Raw genomic sequence first — 14912 nt, 5'->3', positions numbered from 1 at the left:
TCATCATTATTTTACCATTCTTTCTTAAGCATTTTCCTGTAAAGTAGGCTTAAATAATGACCAATTTACTGTTTTATGTTGAATCTCAATACACACGATCGTACAATCGTCCATTGGCTGGCTATTATTACGGAATGTATTTAATATTTGTGGACAAATTTCTTGAATAGGAAGACTTCTATGTTGTAATAAGCTATTACGTAGAAGCTGTTCTTGTTGTTCCCATGGCATATTCTCGAAGAACAAACCATCTGTACACATGAAGATAATATCCCCTGCCTTTAATGACCGCTGTTCAGCTTCAACCGAAAATGACGTAAACAATCCGAACGGTTCACTGGCGCTTTCAACCCTGGTCACTTTCTTTCCTCTCACTAAATAAGTTGCCATACTTCCTGCTTTCCATGACCAAAGTTTTCCGTGTTGTAAATCGATTAAAGCAAAGTCCATTGTTGCATACATCTCTTCATCTTGCTTTAATGACATAACATAATGAAGCGTATGCATGGCAGTTTCCGGTGACATTTGGTGATTCAAACATTCACGCATTAAGCGTATTAACTTTCTACTTTCCTTATGTGCTCGTTTATTATGTCCCATTCCATCGGATAACATAATGGCAGTTAACCCCGGATTAAGTGAAAATACAGCATGTGAATCTCCTGAATACATCGTATTATTTTTTGACATTGATAATACATCGTATTGCATCTCAAATCGTATAGCTGATTGGAATGTAATTTGCAAATGTGCATAAGGCTTTGTTTTCTTAATCGTTTGGTGAATTTCAAAAGGCTCTTTAAATACTTCTTGAAGAACAGGTAATATCAACCGTTCTGCAACCATTTGGTCTGTTTCCCATTGTGATTTTTTATATGGAATACAACATACTACCTTTCGATTGCCAGGATCATTCGTCAAAATATCAATTTGGAAGAAGTCAATTCCAATATCTTTAAAACGGTTTGCTAATATTTCTTCTTGCTGTTGAAAAGAAACGGTATCATTTGTCATATCCTTCATCACTTGATCAATATGTGTAGACATGTCCTTTAACTGTAAGGCGATCATTTTCTTTCCATGGTGAAATTGGCCACTCAATTGTTGTTTTGAAACATGCTCTGCTAATGCATTTAAAAATAGCGATGAACGCACACACTTATTACGAATCTTTTCATCATATTGTATTCTAGAACCATTATTACCAACTGTTTGCGTCATTAACCATTGTTTCATCAATGGTTCCATTTCCATTCTTCCTTCTCCCCAACATTTTTCAAATCGATAGCAACTTTCACAAGGTGATAATGGTTTGGCTTCTAATTCGACTTCTTGTTGTTGGTCAGCCACGCTAAGACGATCATTTACGAGCTCTTTCATAAAAACAACAAAGTCATTAAAATTCGTTAGTTTCGTAGTCACTTTTTCAGTGAGCCAACGTTGTCTTTCCAAAAGCACTTCTTCATGATTCGGATAAAGTTGTCGTTGCCAATATTGCAACCAACTTCTAGGCATCGTAAAGAATAGAATAGATGCGATGCCTAATGCAACATAATATGTCTTATCAATTGGTAATGTCGCATCATAGAGTACAAAAAATGCTGTTGCAATTGCACTTCCTATTACGATTCCAAAACGTCCTAGTTTTCTACATATTCCTGCGCATAAACCTGTTAAGGCATATACAGCAATCATTCCACTAAAAGATAGATGAGCGAGACTAATGATTGTTCCCATTAAGACTGCAATAGCAGTTGATAGCGTAACCCCTCCCACAAAAGCTGATGCTAATATCACAAACTGTAACGCTATATAAGTTGGGGATAATACCTCCCAAACAACGTTACTTGTAGCTGTAAGCATAATGGCAAGTACAATTAACGCTGCCCCCATTCTTTCTAAAGACCATGACGCTTTCCATAAAGCCGGCATTGGCAATAACAGCTGCATTAAAAATAAAGTCATGAAAATCGATAATATACTTTCATAACCAACATATACTAGAATCATGGTTGGTAGCTCACCATGATACGAAATAAGTTGCCATACAAATTGAGAAACAAATACTGACATTCCAACTACTATTGAAATAGACCATTTACGTATAAACGTCTTCATAAGCAATAAAAAGAGTAATAATTCTATACTATGGATAGACAAATCGCCTAGCCCTAATGTAAAACTGCCAATTGTACCTCCAATAAGTGCCCATACAAAATACTCTCGATGATTTACAAACACTACTGCCATCATTGGCAAAAAGAATGGAACAATTGCTTCAAAAAGAACAGCTTTTGATAAGAAAAATGCGGCGAAACATAACATCATTGAAAAGATTACAGGATATTTCTGTTGTAAATTTACAGTTACTTTTGGCATTAATAGTTTGTTTGGTTGGTCGAACGCTTTTCTCATGGGACAGAACCTCCAATTTATAGCATTTCTGCTAGTATACCTAGAAATTTGTGTAAAGTTTGTCTGTTCCTGAAGGTTCGTTCGAAAAATCGTTCGACGATAAATCACATAGTTTATAATTTTTTAACAAAAATCGCTTGACACCTCAATCTATCATCTTGTAATATGAATTGTGTTGTTCAAAAAGGCGGCGTAGCTCAGCTGGCTAGAGCGTACGGTTCATACCCGTGAGGTCGGGGGTTCGATCCCCTCTGCCGCCATACATTGTATGATTATAAGATTTCGGGCTATTTGTAGAACAAACACTAAAAGAAGCTATCAATTATGATAGCTTCTTTTTATTTGTCGATATTTCATCATTATATTCCTAATATACTTGTTTAACATGGATAACACTATTTACTATGTCTTGTTTACGGTGATTTCTACCAATACAAAAGAGACTGTTATAAAGTATAGCTACACTTTATAACAGTCTCTTAATTATTAACAAAACACTTTTTCTACGATTAAAATAGCCAGCAAGTTATCCTCTTCTTGCGCCACGGCCACCGCGTTTAGAATCTTGTGCACGTTTTAATGTTGCAAGACGATCTTCACTGTCTTTTAGGAATCGCGCCATTTTTTGTTCAAAGTTTTCTTTAGGTTGACGATGTTCACCACGGTCATTTGAACGATGGTTGTTATGGCGTGGACGTTGAGGACGCTCTGGTCGTTCAGCTTGAGGTTTTGCTTTACGGATTGATAAACCAATTTTACCGTCAGCTCCAACGTTCATAATTTTTACTTCAACCATTTCCCCAACTTTCAAATGGTCATTAATATCTTTTACATAGTTGTCAGCAACCTCGCTAATATGAACAAGACCTGTTGAGCCATTTGGCAGCTCCACGAATGCTCCAAAATTTGTGATACCTGTTACTTTACCTTGTACCTTGCTGCCTACTTCAATTGACATAAAAAAAATGCTCCTCCTTAAAATTTAAGCGACTTATAAGTCTTAAAATCAATTTGTAAAACTTTAGTGATTCTTACCTTTTATTATAGCCAACAAAAAAAGAGTGTCAATAAGACTACTCTTTTGAATCTGTTTTTTTCTTATCTTTTTCTGATGCTTTAGGAATTGAAAAAATAATCTCTCCATCCTCAGATAAGAATAAATCCTTTCGTGCAAGCTTAGCGATGTAGTCGTCGTCTTTTAATTTAGCAATTTGAATTTTTAGATCATCCTGTTTTTCTTTTTGCTTTGCTAAATCATGTTGCAATTCAATTTTTTGTTTTTCTTTATCTGCCAATACGCTCTTTTGTTTAATCAACATAACCATGAGGGAACCTGCAATTAGAGCAAATATTATTGTCATTACTGTAAGTCTACGACGTAAGCGAATTTTACGTTTGCTATTAATCATATTTTTACGTATTTCAGTTTTTGCATAATCAGTTGGCATTTGTGTAGTCTTTTTAGAAAGTTGCTTAGATGTTAGTGGCATGTTAGGTACCCTCCTTTGAGTATGATTAAATGCAACGTTTAACTAATTACCATTTACATATCAATCCTATTATATCTAACTTTTACCTATTTTTTAAGCTTTATCTTTCTAATTTTTTCGACAGCAAATCGAATAGGAAATGTAAAAAATCTGAAAATAGAAGTAATTAACCGCATGATTTGTCGTATTAATTTCAGTAAAAGATGAAATATAAAAAATATAGGTTGTATGATTAATCTATCAATCATTCGCCCTGCAAAACGAAATACATCCTGTAGAAACAATTGATAAAGACAAAATCCTAGTAATTGGGATAGGAAATCAACAAAATGCCATTCCCCATCCCTTACAATCATTAATAATAGAAATGTACCAATTCCTAATAGAACCCATGTAGATAATTCAAATATGATGTAGCCTTTTCGCCAAAATGATTTCGGTGGCGCATAATGACTGAATGTACGTACTAAATCAATACAAGCTGCTCCTATAACACCACTAGCAATTAGTGTTGCTATACTGAGGAATTGTTCAGAAACTGTCATCCAAATAATTTATGCAAAATACTGCGGGATAGTCCACTGTCCTCTTCATCATATTGAAGATTCTTCACTGTACCTTCTAAAGTGAGTAATCCCTTATCTACATCTAAATGGACAATTCTTAAATCTTCCCCACGAATTTGCAAATGACCTTGAGAGGTGAGTACAAAAAACTCCTCTTGATCAAAGCGTTCAATTGATTTTACAGATGTAACATCCATTCTTTTGCGATTACGAACCGTTAATAAATGATCTCCTGTTGGAATTGTATAAGTGGCATTATCCTGTTGGAATGTCATCTTCTATTCCCCTCCTTGTCCTGTCTATTAATCTATATGTTTGGACAATCTAATATATGAAGATAAATATAAAAATAAAACCACTATCAATTAATATTTTGATAGTGGTTTTATTTTAGACTACAAAAGCTTTCGAATTTTAAAATGTACTATAAACTAAAAACAGCCGCTATTACTTAGGCCTCATCATCGATAAATTGAGGTTCGACTCTATCTAGTTTTTCCTCTTTTAAGATGGTAAACATTTTAGCAGCCTCTTCTTTACGGACGACGTCTTTTAATTCTTCAATTCGAACAGTTACTATTTTTTGACCAAAACGAATAGCTAACTCGTCGCCCACTTTTACAGCACTACTAGCTTTGACAACTTTACCATTAATGGTAATGCGTCCTTGATCAGCTACTTCTTTAGCTAATGTTCGTCTTTTTATTAATCGAGATATTTTAAGAAATTTATCTAATCGCATTCGTATACTCCCTTTTCTTATTGTTTTGCATCTTGCCAAAACTTATCTAATTCTTCGAGTGAATAGTCTTTAAAATCCTTTCGGCCAGCTATAACTTGTTGTTCTACATAGCCAAATCTCTTTGCAAATTTTGCATTTGCGTGAAGCATCGCATCTTCTGCAGAGATTTTATATACTCGCGCCAAGTTTACAAGTGTAAACAATACGTCGCCAAATTCATCTAGTCTAGTTTCTTGTGTGCCATTTTCTATTTCTTGGCGGAATTCTTGCCATTCCTCAGCTACCTTTTCCCAAACTCCATCAATATTAGGCCATTCAAACCCCACTTTAGCTGCTCTACGTTGATAGTTATAGGATGTTTGCAACGAAGAAGTTGCACGATATTCACCTTTTAATAACGGTTCTGCATGATCATCATTTTGATGTTCTTTTTTCTTTATTTTTTCCCAGTTGGCATTGACATCTTCTACACTTTCAACCTGTACATCACTAAAGACATGAGGATGGCGGCGTATCATTTTCCCTGCTACCCCAGCCAAAATATCTTCTAAATTCCAGTACCCATCATCTTCTGCAATTTGTGCTTGCATAAATACTTGAAGTAATACATCGCCAAGTTCTTCAATCATATGCTCATCATCTTGTTCATCAATAGCTTGTAAAAATTCATGTACTTCTTCTAACATATAACGTTTTAGACTTTCATGCGTTTGAGCTCGATCCCAAGGGCAACCACCATCAGGACTTCTTAATGTTTTGATAATTTCACGGAATGTTGACCATTCACGAAGCGCATCCTTTTTATCTTTCACAGGTGGAACATACACTGTTGTTAAATTATTTATTTCTGCAACATGATCTAACTCATGTAAAGGTACAGTACGAATCATTTCATCTTTTGATCCTGCAGCAGTTACAATTTTGATAGGATAATCTGGATGATACTTTTCCAATAAAGTTAATTTTACTTCTGAAGCGCTGAATTGATCATATACTTGTGCAATTAATAAATGCTTGTACATGTTCACTTGATGGATAGAAAAAGTTGTACCATTAACAAGTTCAAACCCATCAATTGGATCAATACGAAGAGCTCCGAAAACGGCATCTAAGAAACTTTGTCCACCTTCAATTTTAAGTTGGACTTGACCTTTCTTTTCGGCTTCAATCAAAAGTTGTACAGTCATTTCAGCCATCAAAGGGTGCCCAGGAACGGCATATATTACATCTTCAGATTCTATATATTTTAATAATGTCTCTACAATTTCTTCATATACCGGTAAAAAATCTTCATGTTTTTCATACATTGCATCGAAACTTTCAAATTGAATACCTTCGTTTGCTAATTCATCTAATACAGCATGTTCTTTAGTACGTACACATATTTTCTTTGCTTGTTTTAACTTTCTATAGACACCTATTGGGAGTTGTTCAAAATCTCCTGCGCCTAGTCCAATGATTGTAAGTTGATGCATATTCTTCACCTAATTTTGTTTATTTTTTCGTTGTAAAGCAAGTTGATAGCTTGCCATACGACGTCCGAAAGGTAATAGATACCAATCTCTTATAGATAATATTTTCAGCTTGGCAAGCATTGTTAAAAATACAAATGCACCTATTGCAGCTTTAGAAATACAAAGTACCAACGCTCGTGCGCGCCCCGCTATGGAAGGAAAAATCATTGGTTCTGCAAGTATTGTAAATAGCACTACAACTAATATCATCGCGAGCAAAGCGAGCGACGCACCAAAATAAAACCGCGGCAGCGCTAATTGAATTTTTTCCTCTTTTTTAAAATACCATATAAGACCAATTACTGTTATAAAAAGCGCTAAATTTCCTGTCCAAGCAGCTCCAGCTATTCCAAATTGCAAAATGAATAATTTATTAAAAAACAGTTTAACGAATACACCTAGAACTAATAAGAGAGCGGGTATTTTCAAATAATCTAAACCTTGTAGCATCGCTGTTAATGTCAGAATAAGTGATAACCAAATGATTTGTAATACAAATACAGATAGAACATTTGACAAATCTGTTGTTTCAAACAAGGTCATGTTAATATTCGGCATAACAAGTATTAAACCAACAGCTGCTGCAAGACCAAATAAGAGAGCTGTACGGTATGTTAGCTGTATATAACGTTCAGCATTGTGCCCTTGGTTTCGTTTAGAAGCATGTGCAACTAATGGAACAATTGCAAGTGAAAGAGACGACGCTATCACTAAACCAACTTGTACTAACGGTTGGCCTCGATCATAAATCCCTTTCGTTTCCATTGCCCGAAGAGGATTCATTCCACTTTCTTTTAACGTACTATAAATTGTAAATGAATCGATTAATTGAAATACTAGTAAGACTAAACTGCTCATACTAACACTTATACTTAATACGATTAATTTTTTTAATATTCCCCAAGTGGCCAGCTTCCTTTTTCCGACTCTACCCAATTTAATATCGGTTGACTGTTTCTTTATATATACAGCTAATAATAGTATTCCTGCAAATTCCCCTACAACTGTCCCCAATAAGGCTATTTTCCCCGCACCATATAAAGATTCAGTGGTAGACATGATGATATACGTACCACCTAAAATAACTGCTACTCGCACTGTTTGCTCAACAATTTGTGCATATGCAACTGGCTGCATAATACCTACTGATTGGAATACCCCTTTATAAATTGCTAATAGTGGCATACTAAAGGCAACAAATGATCCGATTCTAAGTAAACCAGCTAGTTTTATATCGCCCATCCAATATGCAAAAAATCGTGCACCAAAGTATAAAATACTAAAACAGACTATTGATAGAACCACTAAAAAGATGAAAATAATCAGTAATACTGTACTTCTTTCACCTTCATCACTAGTATCCTCTATATCTGCAAGGATTTTAGAAATTGCCACTGCTAAGCCACTAGCCGTCCATGTAACGAAAATTGCTATAAACGGATAAACTTGCTGATAAATATAAAAGCCATGATCCCCGACTAAATTTTGAAAAGGCACACGGTATACCATGCTCAATATCTTAACAACAAGGGCTGCTATAGTAAGAAGAGCAACGCCTTTTAAATACGCTTTCATCCCCCATTTTTCGGACATGATAATCCTCTTTCCTTTAATTCATCAATTCATTTTCTTTACAAGATTTTAGAACAGTATAGCATATTTATCCTATACTTCGATATTTCCACAGCGTTATAGCAAAGGAATTGATTATTAATAAATAGTGTTGGATATTCAATCTATTAATATTAAATTCCAGAAAATTCAGTCGATAAAAATGGTATAGATAGCAACGAGGAGGGGTTTCTATGAAATTCTCTGTTTCAAAAATAGATACATTCCAAAATACTGCTAAATTCAAACAGTCACCTTTTACACAAGAAAACTACCTAAAAGTTGAAGGAAGATTTAAATACAAGTATCCTCGTATGATAATGGAAAGAAAAAATGGTTTTGTTCGTAAATACTTATTAAAGGCAAATGGTACGAAAACTTTAATCTCCGAATTACGGATAAGTGAAGCGGAATCTTCTCTAATACCCTCCTCACCTAAAAATAATACGAGGGAAATGTTAGATCTTCTTAATGCATCATCTGCTCTAAAATCGATTCGTTTAAAGGATTAACTTTTCCTATATAAAAAACCATCCCCTATTGAGATCCTTCAATAGTCGAATGGCTTTTATTTTTAATCTTCCATTTGTTTTGCTAAAAAATGTGCTGCTGTTTCAGCTACCTTTTGTTCAGTATCACCGATAAAATGCATCTTAGACAAAATATAAACAGCACCTATTGCATCCCCACTAACTACAATTGGAGCTATACAATAAGATTTAATCTGCTCAATTTGCCCAGGTACAATTTCAACAGAGTTTTCATGTTTTTCAACAATAACAGTTCTTTGTAGAATACAATCTTCTGCAAAAGTAGATATTTGGCGATTCAAATACTCTTTTTTAGATACACCTGCTGCAGCAATAATTTCATCTCGATCACTAATGAGTGCACTCGTGCCCAATGTTTCAAATAATGTCTCAACATAAGATAAAGCAAAATCACTCAACTCATTAATAGGAGAATATTTTTTTAATATAATTTCCCCTTCACGATCGGTAAATATTTCTAATGGGTCACCTTCACGAATGCGTAAAGTTCTTCGTATCTCTTTCGGGATAACTACGCGTCCTAAATCATCGATTCGGCGCACAATGCCTGTTGCTTTCATTCGTGTTGCCTCACTTTCGACAAATTTTCAATATTGTACTTGCCGTTAGTATGGAGCAATCAAATAAAAAATATACATAACAAAAATTAGTCTCTTATCTCTACCTTTTGATGAATGGCTGTTGGTAATAACTTCATCAATGTTTCTAGAATATCAAATGGAGATTGTCTCTCTGCCTTTTTCTCATCAATGGTTAAGACTAATCGTTGTCCTTCTAATTGGAACCCTACCGCACGCCCAAATTGCATAGATTCTGAAACGACTTTACCTCCATCTAGACTAGCTGTTCCTTCTTCAGAAATATCAATAATTATTATTTTATTTTTTGTTTTAATCGAATCGACACCAACCCTTTTAGCCCATACTTTTATCCGTGCAATTCGAAGTAATCGCTCAGTTTCAGTTGGTAAATCTCCAAAACGATCTTGTAATTCTTCTAAAATTTCGTAGTAGTCTTCCTCTTCATCCATTCCTTTAATACGTTTGTACATTTGTATTTTTTGATAACCATCTGGAATATAAGCATCAGGTATATATGCATCGTAAGGGATTAAAATTTCAATATCTTTTTCTTCCTCTTTCTTCACACCTGTTTGACGCTCAGAAATTGCTTCCTCTAGCATTTGAGAATACAGATCAAACCCAACTGAATCGATAAAGCCATGTTGTTGCGAACCAAGTAAGTTTCCTGCTCCACGAATAGATAAATCGCGCATAGCAATTTTGAAGCCTGAACCAAGCTCTGTAAACTCTTTCACCGCTTGTAAGCGTTGTTCTGCTACCTCTGTTAATACTTTATCTCTTTGATACATGAAATAAGCATATGCTATACGATTAGAACGCCCAACTCGCCCTCTTAATTGATAAAGTTGTGAAAGGCCCATCCTGTCCGCATTGTTTACAATTAATGTATTTACATTTGGAATATCAATACCTGTTTCGATAATTGTTGTTGTTACTAAAACATCATAGTCACCATCTAAAAAACGTAGGATTACAGATTCTAATTCAGACTCTGTCATTCGCCCATGGGCAAACCCTACTCGAGCATCTGGTACAAGCATTTGAATTTCTTCTACTTTACGGGCCATATCGTCAACACGATTGTGTAAATAGAATATTTGCCCTCCTCGGGACATTTCACGTTCAATTGCTTCACGTACAAGGGCTCCATTATGCTCCATAACATACGTTTGTACGGGGAATCGATTAGCAGGTGGCGTTTCGATAACAGATAAATCTCTCACTCCTACCATTGACATATGCAATGTACGAGGTATCGGAGTTGCTGTTAACGTTAATACATCTACATTTGTCTTTAAATGCTTAATCTTTTCCTTATGGGTAACACCAAAACGTTGTTCCTCATCGACTACTAATAATCCAAGGTCTTTATAAACAACGTCTTTTGATAACAATCGATGTGTTCCAATAACAATATCTACAGATCCATCTTTTAGCCCTTTTAATGTTTCATTTTGTTGTTTACGTGTGCGGAAACGACTCAAAAGGCCAATTGAAATAGCTTGATCTTGGAATCTTTCCTGGAAAGTTTCAAAATGTTGTTGAGCTAAAATGGTTGTTGGTACTAAAAAGGCTACTTGTTTACCATCCATAACAGCTTTGAATGCAGCACGAATAGCGACTTCAGTTTTCCCGTATCCAACGTCCCCACAAACAAGACGATCCATAGGACGCTCTCTTTCCATATCTATCTTCACTTCTTGGATTGTCCTCAGTTGATCTTCTGTTTCTTCATAAGGGAATGCCTCTTCAAATGCACGTTGTTCATCACCATCAGGAGAGAATGCATAACCTTTTTCCGCCTCACGTTTTGCATATAGTTTGATTAAATCATCTGCAATATCTTGTACTGCTGATGATACCTTACTCTTTGTTTTTTTCCATTCTGTTCCGCCTAATTTGTGAAGTTTTGGCTCTTTATCTTCTGATCCAACGTATTTTTGGATTAAATCGATTTGATCGACAGGAACATAAAGCTTATCGTCCGCACGATATCGGATATGTAGATAATCCTTATGCTTGCCATTGACCTCTAGCGTTTCAATGCCGATATATTTCCCTATACCATGATGAATATGCACCACATAATCGCCAGGTTTTATCTCTGTGTAACTTTTTATTCTTTCAGCATTGGTCATTTTTTGAGGTCGACTTTTTTTCTTCTTCGTCTTTTGTTTAAAAAGCTCTTCCTCAGTGACAATAGCTAAACGTTGCAAAGGTAATTCAAAGCCTGCAGATAATTGGCCAGAAATAGCAAAGATACCTTCTTTTCTAGGTTCACCAATCTGTATATGAATATCGTAATCTGCTAAAGTTGTTTGTATGTTTGATAGACGTTCTTCATTTTCTGTTACAAATAGGACAGTGAATTTTCCTAGTTGCCAACGTTCTACTTCATTTTTCAACAAAGGCATTTGACTATGGAAATGTTGCATAGGTTTACATGAAAAACTTGTCGTCTTTTTAAAACGAATTCCTGAAAATGATCTCGCAAATAAAGCGAAATAAATTGACGGTAAATGTATCATTGCAATGATTTCTTTTAAAGAATATGAAGGTTTAACAGCATGCACTAATTTTCCTTCTTCAATTAGGGATAGATACCATTCTTTCTCTTCCTTTTCCCAAGCTTCCATAACTTCTTGAATACGTCCTAGCTCATCATATACAACAAGACCATCTTGAGCAAAGTAGTCCCCTAGAAACGAAGGTTGGTCATATAATAACGAACCATATCTATTTATAAATTCAGGCAATTCTCCTTGTTTGAGTAGCTCTATATCCGCTTGAATGTGTTGATAGAGTTGTTCTTGTATTTCCTTCTTTTTCACCTTTTTTAGACTATCTGCTAAAGCCTCATCCAACTTTTGCGCAACATGTAGCCGCTGTTCTCTCGTCAATACAAACTCTGAGGCAGGTAAAATATGAATCTGATCTAACTTTTCAATTGAACGTTGGTCATCCGCTGAAAATGTTCGAATCGAATCAACCTCTGTATCAAATAATTCAACACGAATTGGATTTTCAATATATGGAGGATAAATATCTAAAATACCTCCACGTAAAGCAAACTCACCAGGCGTTGTTACCATGTGGCTTCTTGTATACCCCATAGTCACTAGATTTTGAAGCCACTCTTCTACTATCAGTTCTTCTCCGACAGTTGCATTTAAATGTAAATTTAACCATTCCTCTTTCGGAGGCAAAACTTTACGCATACCTGCTACAGGAATTATATAGATACCTTTTTGTTGATGTAACATATGGTCCAATGTTTCAATACGCTGGGCACGTAATTCTGGGCTCGCTGTTGCCATATCAGCAGCGATAAACTCATCGGCTGGATAATAGTGAACATAATCTTCACCTACAAGTTTCACTAAATCATCAAAGTTTTTTTGTGCTTGCAGTAAGTTTGGTGAAATTATGTAAATAGGTTTTTGAATATAATCATAAATTGTATCTAAAAATGCAGGTCTTGCACTCCCCGAGAGACCAGTAATCAGTTGTGCATCTTGACCACTTTTAATCTCTTCTAACAACCGTTGTACATGTGGGTCTTGCATTAACAATTGACGTAATATCTTCATAACGTCCTCCCTTCTTTGGTAAATACAATATATATTGTAAAATCTACAGAAAAAGGCCTTGGACGCCTAAGCGCCAAAGCGATTTACTGTAACCAATTTTTTAATGCATAATAATTTGGGAACTTCTTCAGTGAGTCTTCGCAATGTTCACAAATACTTTCTACTGTTGTATCACCATTTTGCTCATGACGGATAAATTCCTTAGCATCTTGTTCATTTAGTTGATGAAGTTTACGAATACTTTCTTCAGAATCAAATGGCAATACGCCTATTTCCGTGTTGCAATGACGACATCTGTAACGAATAGCCATAAGCATGCCTCCCTTTTATAAAAAGTATAGACAGCTTTGGTTCCTTTTATGCTTCACAATTTAGTTAAATCGATTCATCACTTCTGTGAATGGCTTTTCTAACCAATATTCACAGGCATCTGCTGCACGATTAAAGGCATCATGCATTAATGGTTGCTCTTCCTTCGAAAATTTTGAAAGTACATAGTCTGGTACCTTCATGCCTACTGGTGGTCGATTAATCCCTACACGGATTCTGTTAAAGTTTTGCGTGCCAACGTGCTGAATCAGAGATTTAATTCCATTATGACCACCTGCGCTTCCTTTTTGACGAAGGCGTAATTTCCCCTTATCTAAATCTAAGTCATCATAAATAACGACAATATCCTCTACATCAATATCAAAGTAATCCATCATAGGACGTACAGCTTCCCCAGATAAATTCATATATGTAAGAGGTTTCATCAACATTACTTTACCTTCTGGACGATGAGCAGTGCCGTACATAGCGTTGAATTTTTGTTGATTTAATGGAATATTCCACTTTTGTGCTAATAAATCTATTGTATCAAACCCAACATTGTGGTGAGTATGTTCATATTCTTTCCCAGGATTACCCAATCCAATTATTAACTTCATATTTGACATCTTCCTTTTCTAACTAATCCTTGTTATTTTAACATACGCCATAATGATTAGAGAAAAGATTTAAGCTGATAGATTAGTCAATTTCCATAGTATTATGCAGTTTACTTAACATTATTACTAGAAAAAATAGCTACAATATATTAAAAACCTCACGTTTTCATTTATAACGCAAGGTCCTGTTAAGGTAGAGTTAGTTATACCGCTTCTTCTGGTTGATCCGTTATTTCAGTGTCTAAATCCATTCTTACAGTTGGTGTTGATACAACTACTAATGTTACTTGATCGTCACCTGAGATTGTATACTTTACTTTTTTTCGAATATCTCCAATAGTTAAAGCATGACCAATAGCTAAGTTGGACACATCAATCTCAACTTTTTCAGGGATTTCATTTGGCTTTACGATTAACTTCATCAATCGAAGAGGTTGATGTAATACACCACCTTCTTTAACGCCAATAGGTAATCCTTTTAATACGATTGGTACTTCAATACCGATTAACTTAGACATGTCGACTGACAAAAAGTCTACATGAATATACTTTTCTTTAGTAGTATCTTTCTGGAACTGAAACACTACCGCCTTTACTTCTTTACCTTCAATGTTTAGAGAAATGATGCTATTTTTACCCTCTTTACTTAATAATCTTTCAAATTCTCTTTCGTTTACAGCAATTGGTATTGGTTCTATTTGATATCCATATACCACAGCTGGGACAAAACCATTTTTTCTTAAGGTTGACAATACAGATTTCTTTCCGACCTCACGTTTTTTTACATGAACTACAGTATTCATAAATATGTTGTCTCCTCCTTTGTCATCTACTTTGCTAATTGTTCAAAGATCAATCTACATTAACAAAGTAAGAAATAGAATTACCACATTATCAAATGTGTCCATTTCTTCAAGGAA

General features: G+C 35.1%; 14 protein-coding genes and 1 tRNA gene. 2 read left to right on the top strand and 13 right to left on the bottom strand.

Going from position 1 to position 14912, the window contains the following annotated elements:
- Positions 1-24: 24 nt before the first annotated feature.
- Positions 25-2415: a SpoIIE family protein phosphatase gene (locus D1606_RS10955; protein ID WP_119416049.1), complete on the bottom strand. Its 2391-nt coding sequence runs from the start codon at positions 2413-2415 to the stop codon at positions 25-27.
- 186 nt (positions 2416-2601) lie between these two features.
- Between D1606_RS10955 and D1606_RS10950 the strand changes: the two genes are divergently transcribed.
- Positions 2602-2675: transfer RNA gene (locus D1606_RS10950), tRNA-Met, on the top strand.
- A 266-nt stretch (positions 2676-2941) separates the two neighbouring features.
- On the opposite strand, the gene D1606_RS10945 is transcribed toward D1606_RS10950, so the two are convergent.
- The 7 genes from D1606_RS10945 to D1606_RS10915 form a co-directional block, all read right to left on the bottom strand.
- Complete coding sequence (locus tag D1606_RS10945) at positions 2942-3373, bottom strand: S1 domain-containing RNA-binding protein (protein ID WP_119416048.1); 432 nt, start codon at positions 3371-3373, stop codon at positions 2942-2944.
- Positions 3374-3488: 115 nt separating this feature from the next.
- Positions 3489-3905 carry an FtsB family cell division protein gene (locus D1606_RS10940; RefSeq protein WP_119416047.1) on the bottom strand — a complete coding sequence of 139 codons (417 nt, stop codon included), beginning with the start codon at positions 3903-3905 and terminating at the stop codon, positions 3489-3491.
- An 86-nt stretch (positions 3906-3991) separates the two neighbouring features.
- A complete protein-coding gene (gene yabQ, locus D1606_RS10935; RefSeq protein ID WP_119416046.1) occupies positions 3992-4450 on the bottom strand; it encodes a spore cortex biosynthesis protein YabQ in 459 nt (152 codons plus the stop codon).
- Entirely contained in the window at positions 4447-4746 is a 300-nt protein-coding gene (yabP, locus tag D1606_RS10930; protein WP_119416045.1) for a sporulation protein YabP, read from the bottom strand. Before yabP ends, yabQ begins: the two co-directional genes overlap by 4 nt.
- A 176-nt stretch (positions 4747-4922) precedes the next feature.
- A complete protein-coding gene (locus tag D1606_RS10925) occupies positions 4923-5213 on the bottom strand; it encodes an RNA-binding S4 domain-containing protein (RefSeq protein WP_119416044.1) in 291 nt (96 codons plus the stop codon).
- Between the two features lie 17 nt (positions 5214-5230).
- Positions 5231-6688, bottom strand: coding sequence for a bifunctional methyltransferase/pyrophosphohydrolase YabN (gene yabN, locus D1606_RS10920; protein WP_119416043.1), 1458 nt, complete (start codon positions 6686-6688; stop codon positions 5231-5233).
- A 9-nt stretch (positions 6689-6697) separates the two neighbouring features.
- Positions 6698-8320 carry a putative polysaccharide biosynthesis protein gene (locus D1606_RS10915; RefSeq protein ID WP_119416042.1) on the bottom strand — a complete coding sequence of 541 codons (1623 nt, stop codon included), beginning with the start codon at positions 8318-8320 and terminating at the stop codon, positions 6698-6700.
- A 212-nt stretch (positions 8321-8532) separates the two neighbouring features.
- Between D1606_RS10915 and D1606_RS10910 the strand changes: the two genes are divergently transcribed.
- Positions 8533-8850 carry a hypothetical protein gene (locus tag D1606_RS10910; RefSeq protein ID WP_119416041.1) on the top strand — a complete coding sequence of 106 codons (318 nt, stop codon included), beginning with the start codon at positions 8533-8535 and terminating at the stop codon, positions 8848-8850.
- Between the two features lie 62 nt (positions 8851-8912).
- Here the strand turns inward: D1606_RS10910 and spoVT are convergent, their stop codons facing one another.
- From spoVT to D1606_RS10885, 5 genes are all read right to left on the bottom strand, one after another.
- The gene (gene spoVT / locus D1606_RS10905; RefSeq protein WP_119416040.1) at positions 8913-9449 is read right to left on the bottom strand and encodes a stage V sporulation protein T; all 537 of its coding nucleotides are present in this window, start codon (positions 9447-9449) and stop codon (positions 8913-8915) included.
- 86 nt (positions 9450-9535) lie between these two features.
- Positions 9536-13063: a transcription-repair coupling factor gene (gene mfd / locus D1606_RS10900; RefSeq protein ID WP_119416039.1), complete on the bottom strand. Its 3528-nt coding sequence runs from the start codon at positions 13061-13063 to the stop codon at positions 9536-9538.
- A gap of 83 nt (positions 13064-13146) precedes the next feature.
- Complete coding sequence (locus D1606_RS10895; RefSeq protein WP_102693377.1) at positions 13147-13374, bottom strand: anti-sigma-F factor Fin; 228 nt, start codon at positions 13372-13374, stop codon at positions 13147-13149.
- A 60-nt stretch (positions 13375-13434) separates the two neighbouring features.
- Positions 13435-13992 carry an aminoacyl-tRNA hydrolase gene (gene pth / locus D1606_RS10890; protein WP_119416038.1) on the bottom strand — a complete coding sequence of 186 codons (558 nt, stop codon included), beginning with the start codon at positions 13990-13992 and terminating at the stop codon, positions 13435-13437.
- A 203-nt stretch (positions 13993-14195) separates the two neighbouring features.
- Positions 14196-14795 carry a 50S ribosomal protein L25 gene (locus D1606_RS10885; RefSeq protein ID WP_119416037.1) on the bottom strand — a complete coding sequence of 200 codons (600 nt, stop codon included), beginning with the start codon at positions 14793-14795 and terminating at the stop codon, positions 14196-14198.
- Between the last annotated feature and the right edge of the window lie 117 nt (positions 14796-14912).

This window comes from Rummeliibacillus sp. POC4 (assembly GCF_003576525.1).
Lineage (GTDB): Bacteria > Bacillota > Bacilli > Bacillales_A > Planococcaceae > Rummeliibacillus.
This window is presented reverse-complemented; position numbering and strand designations above follow the sequence as displayed.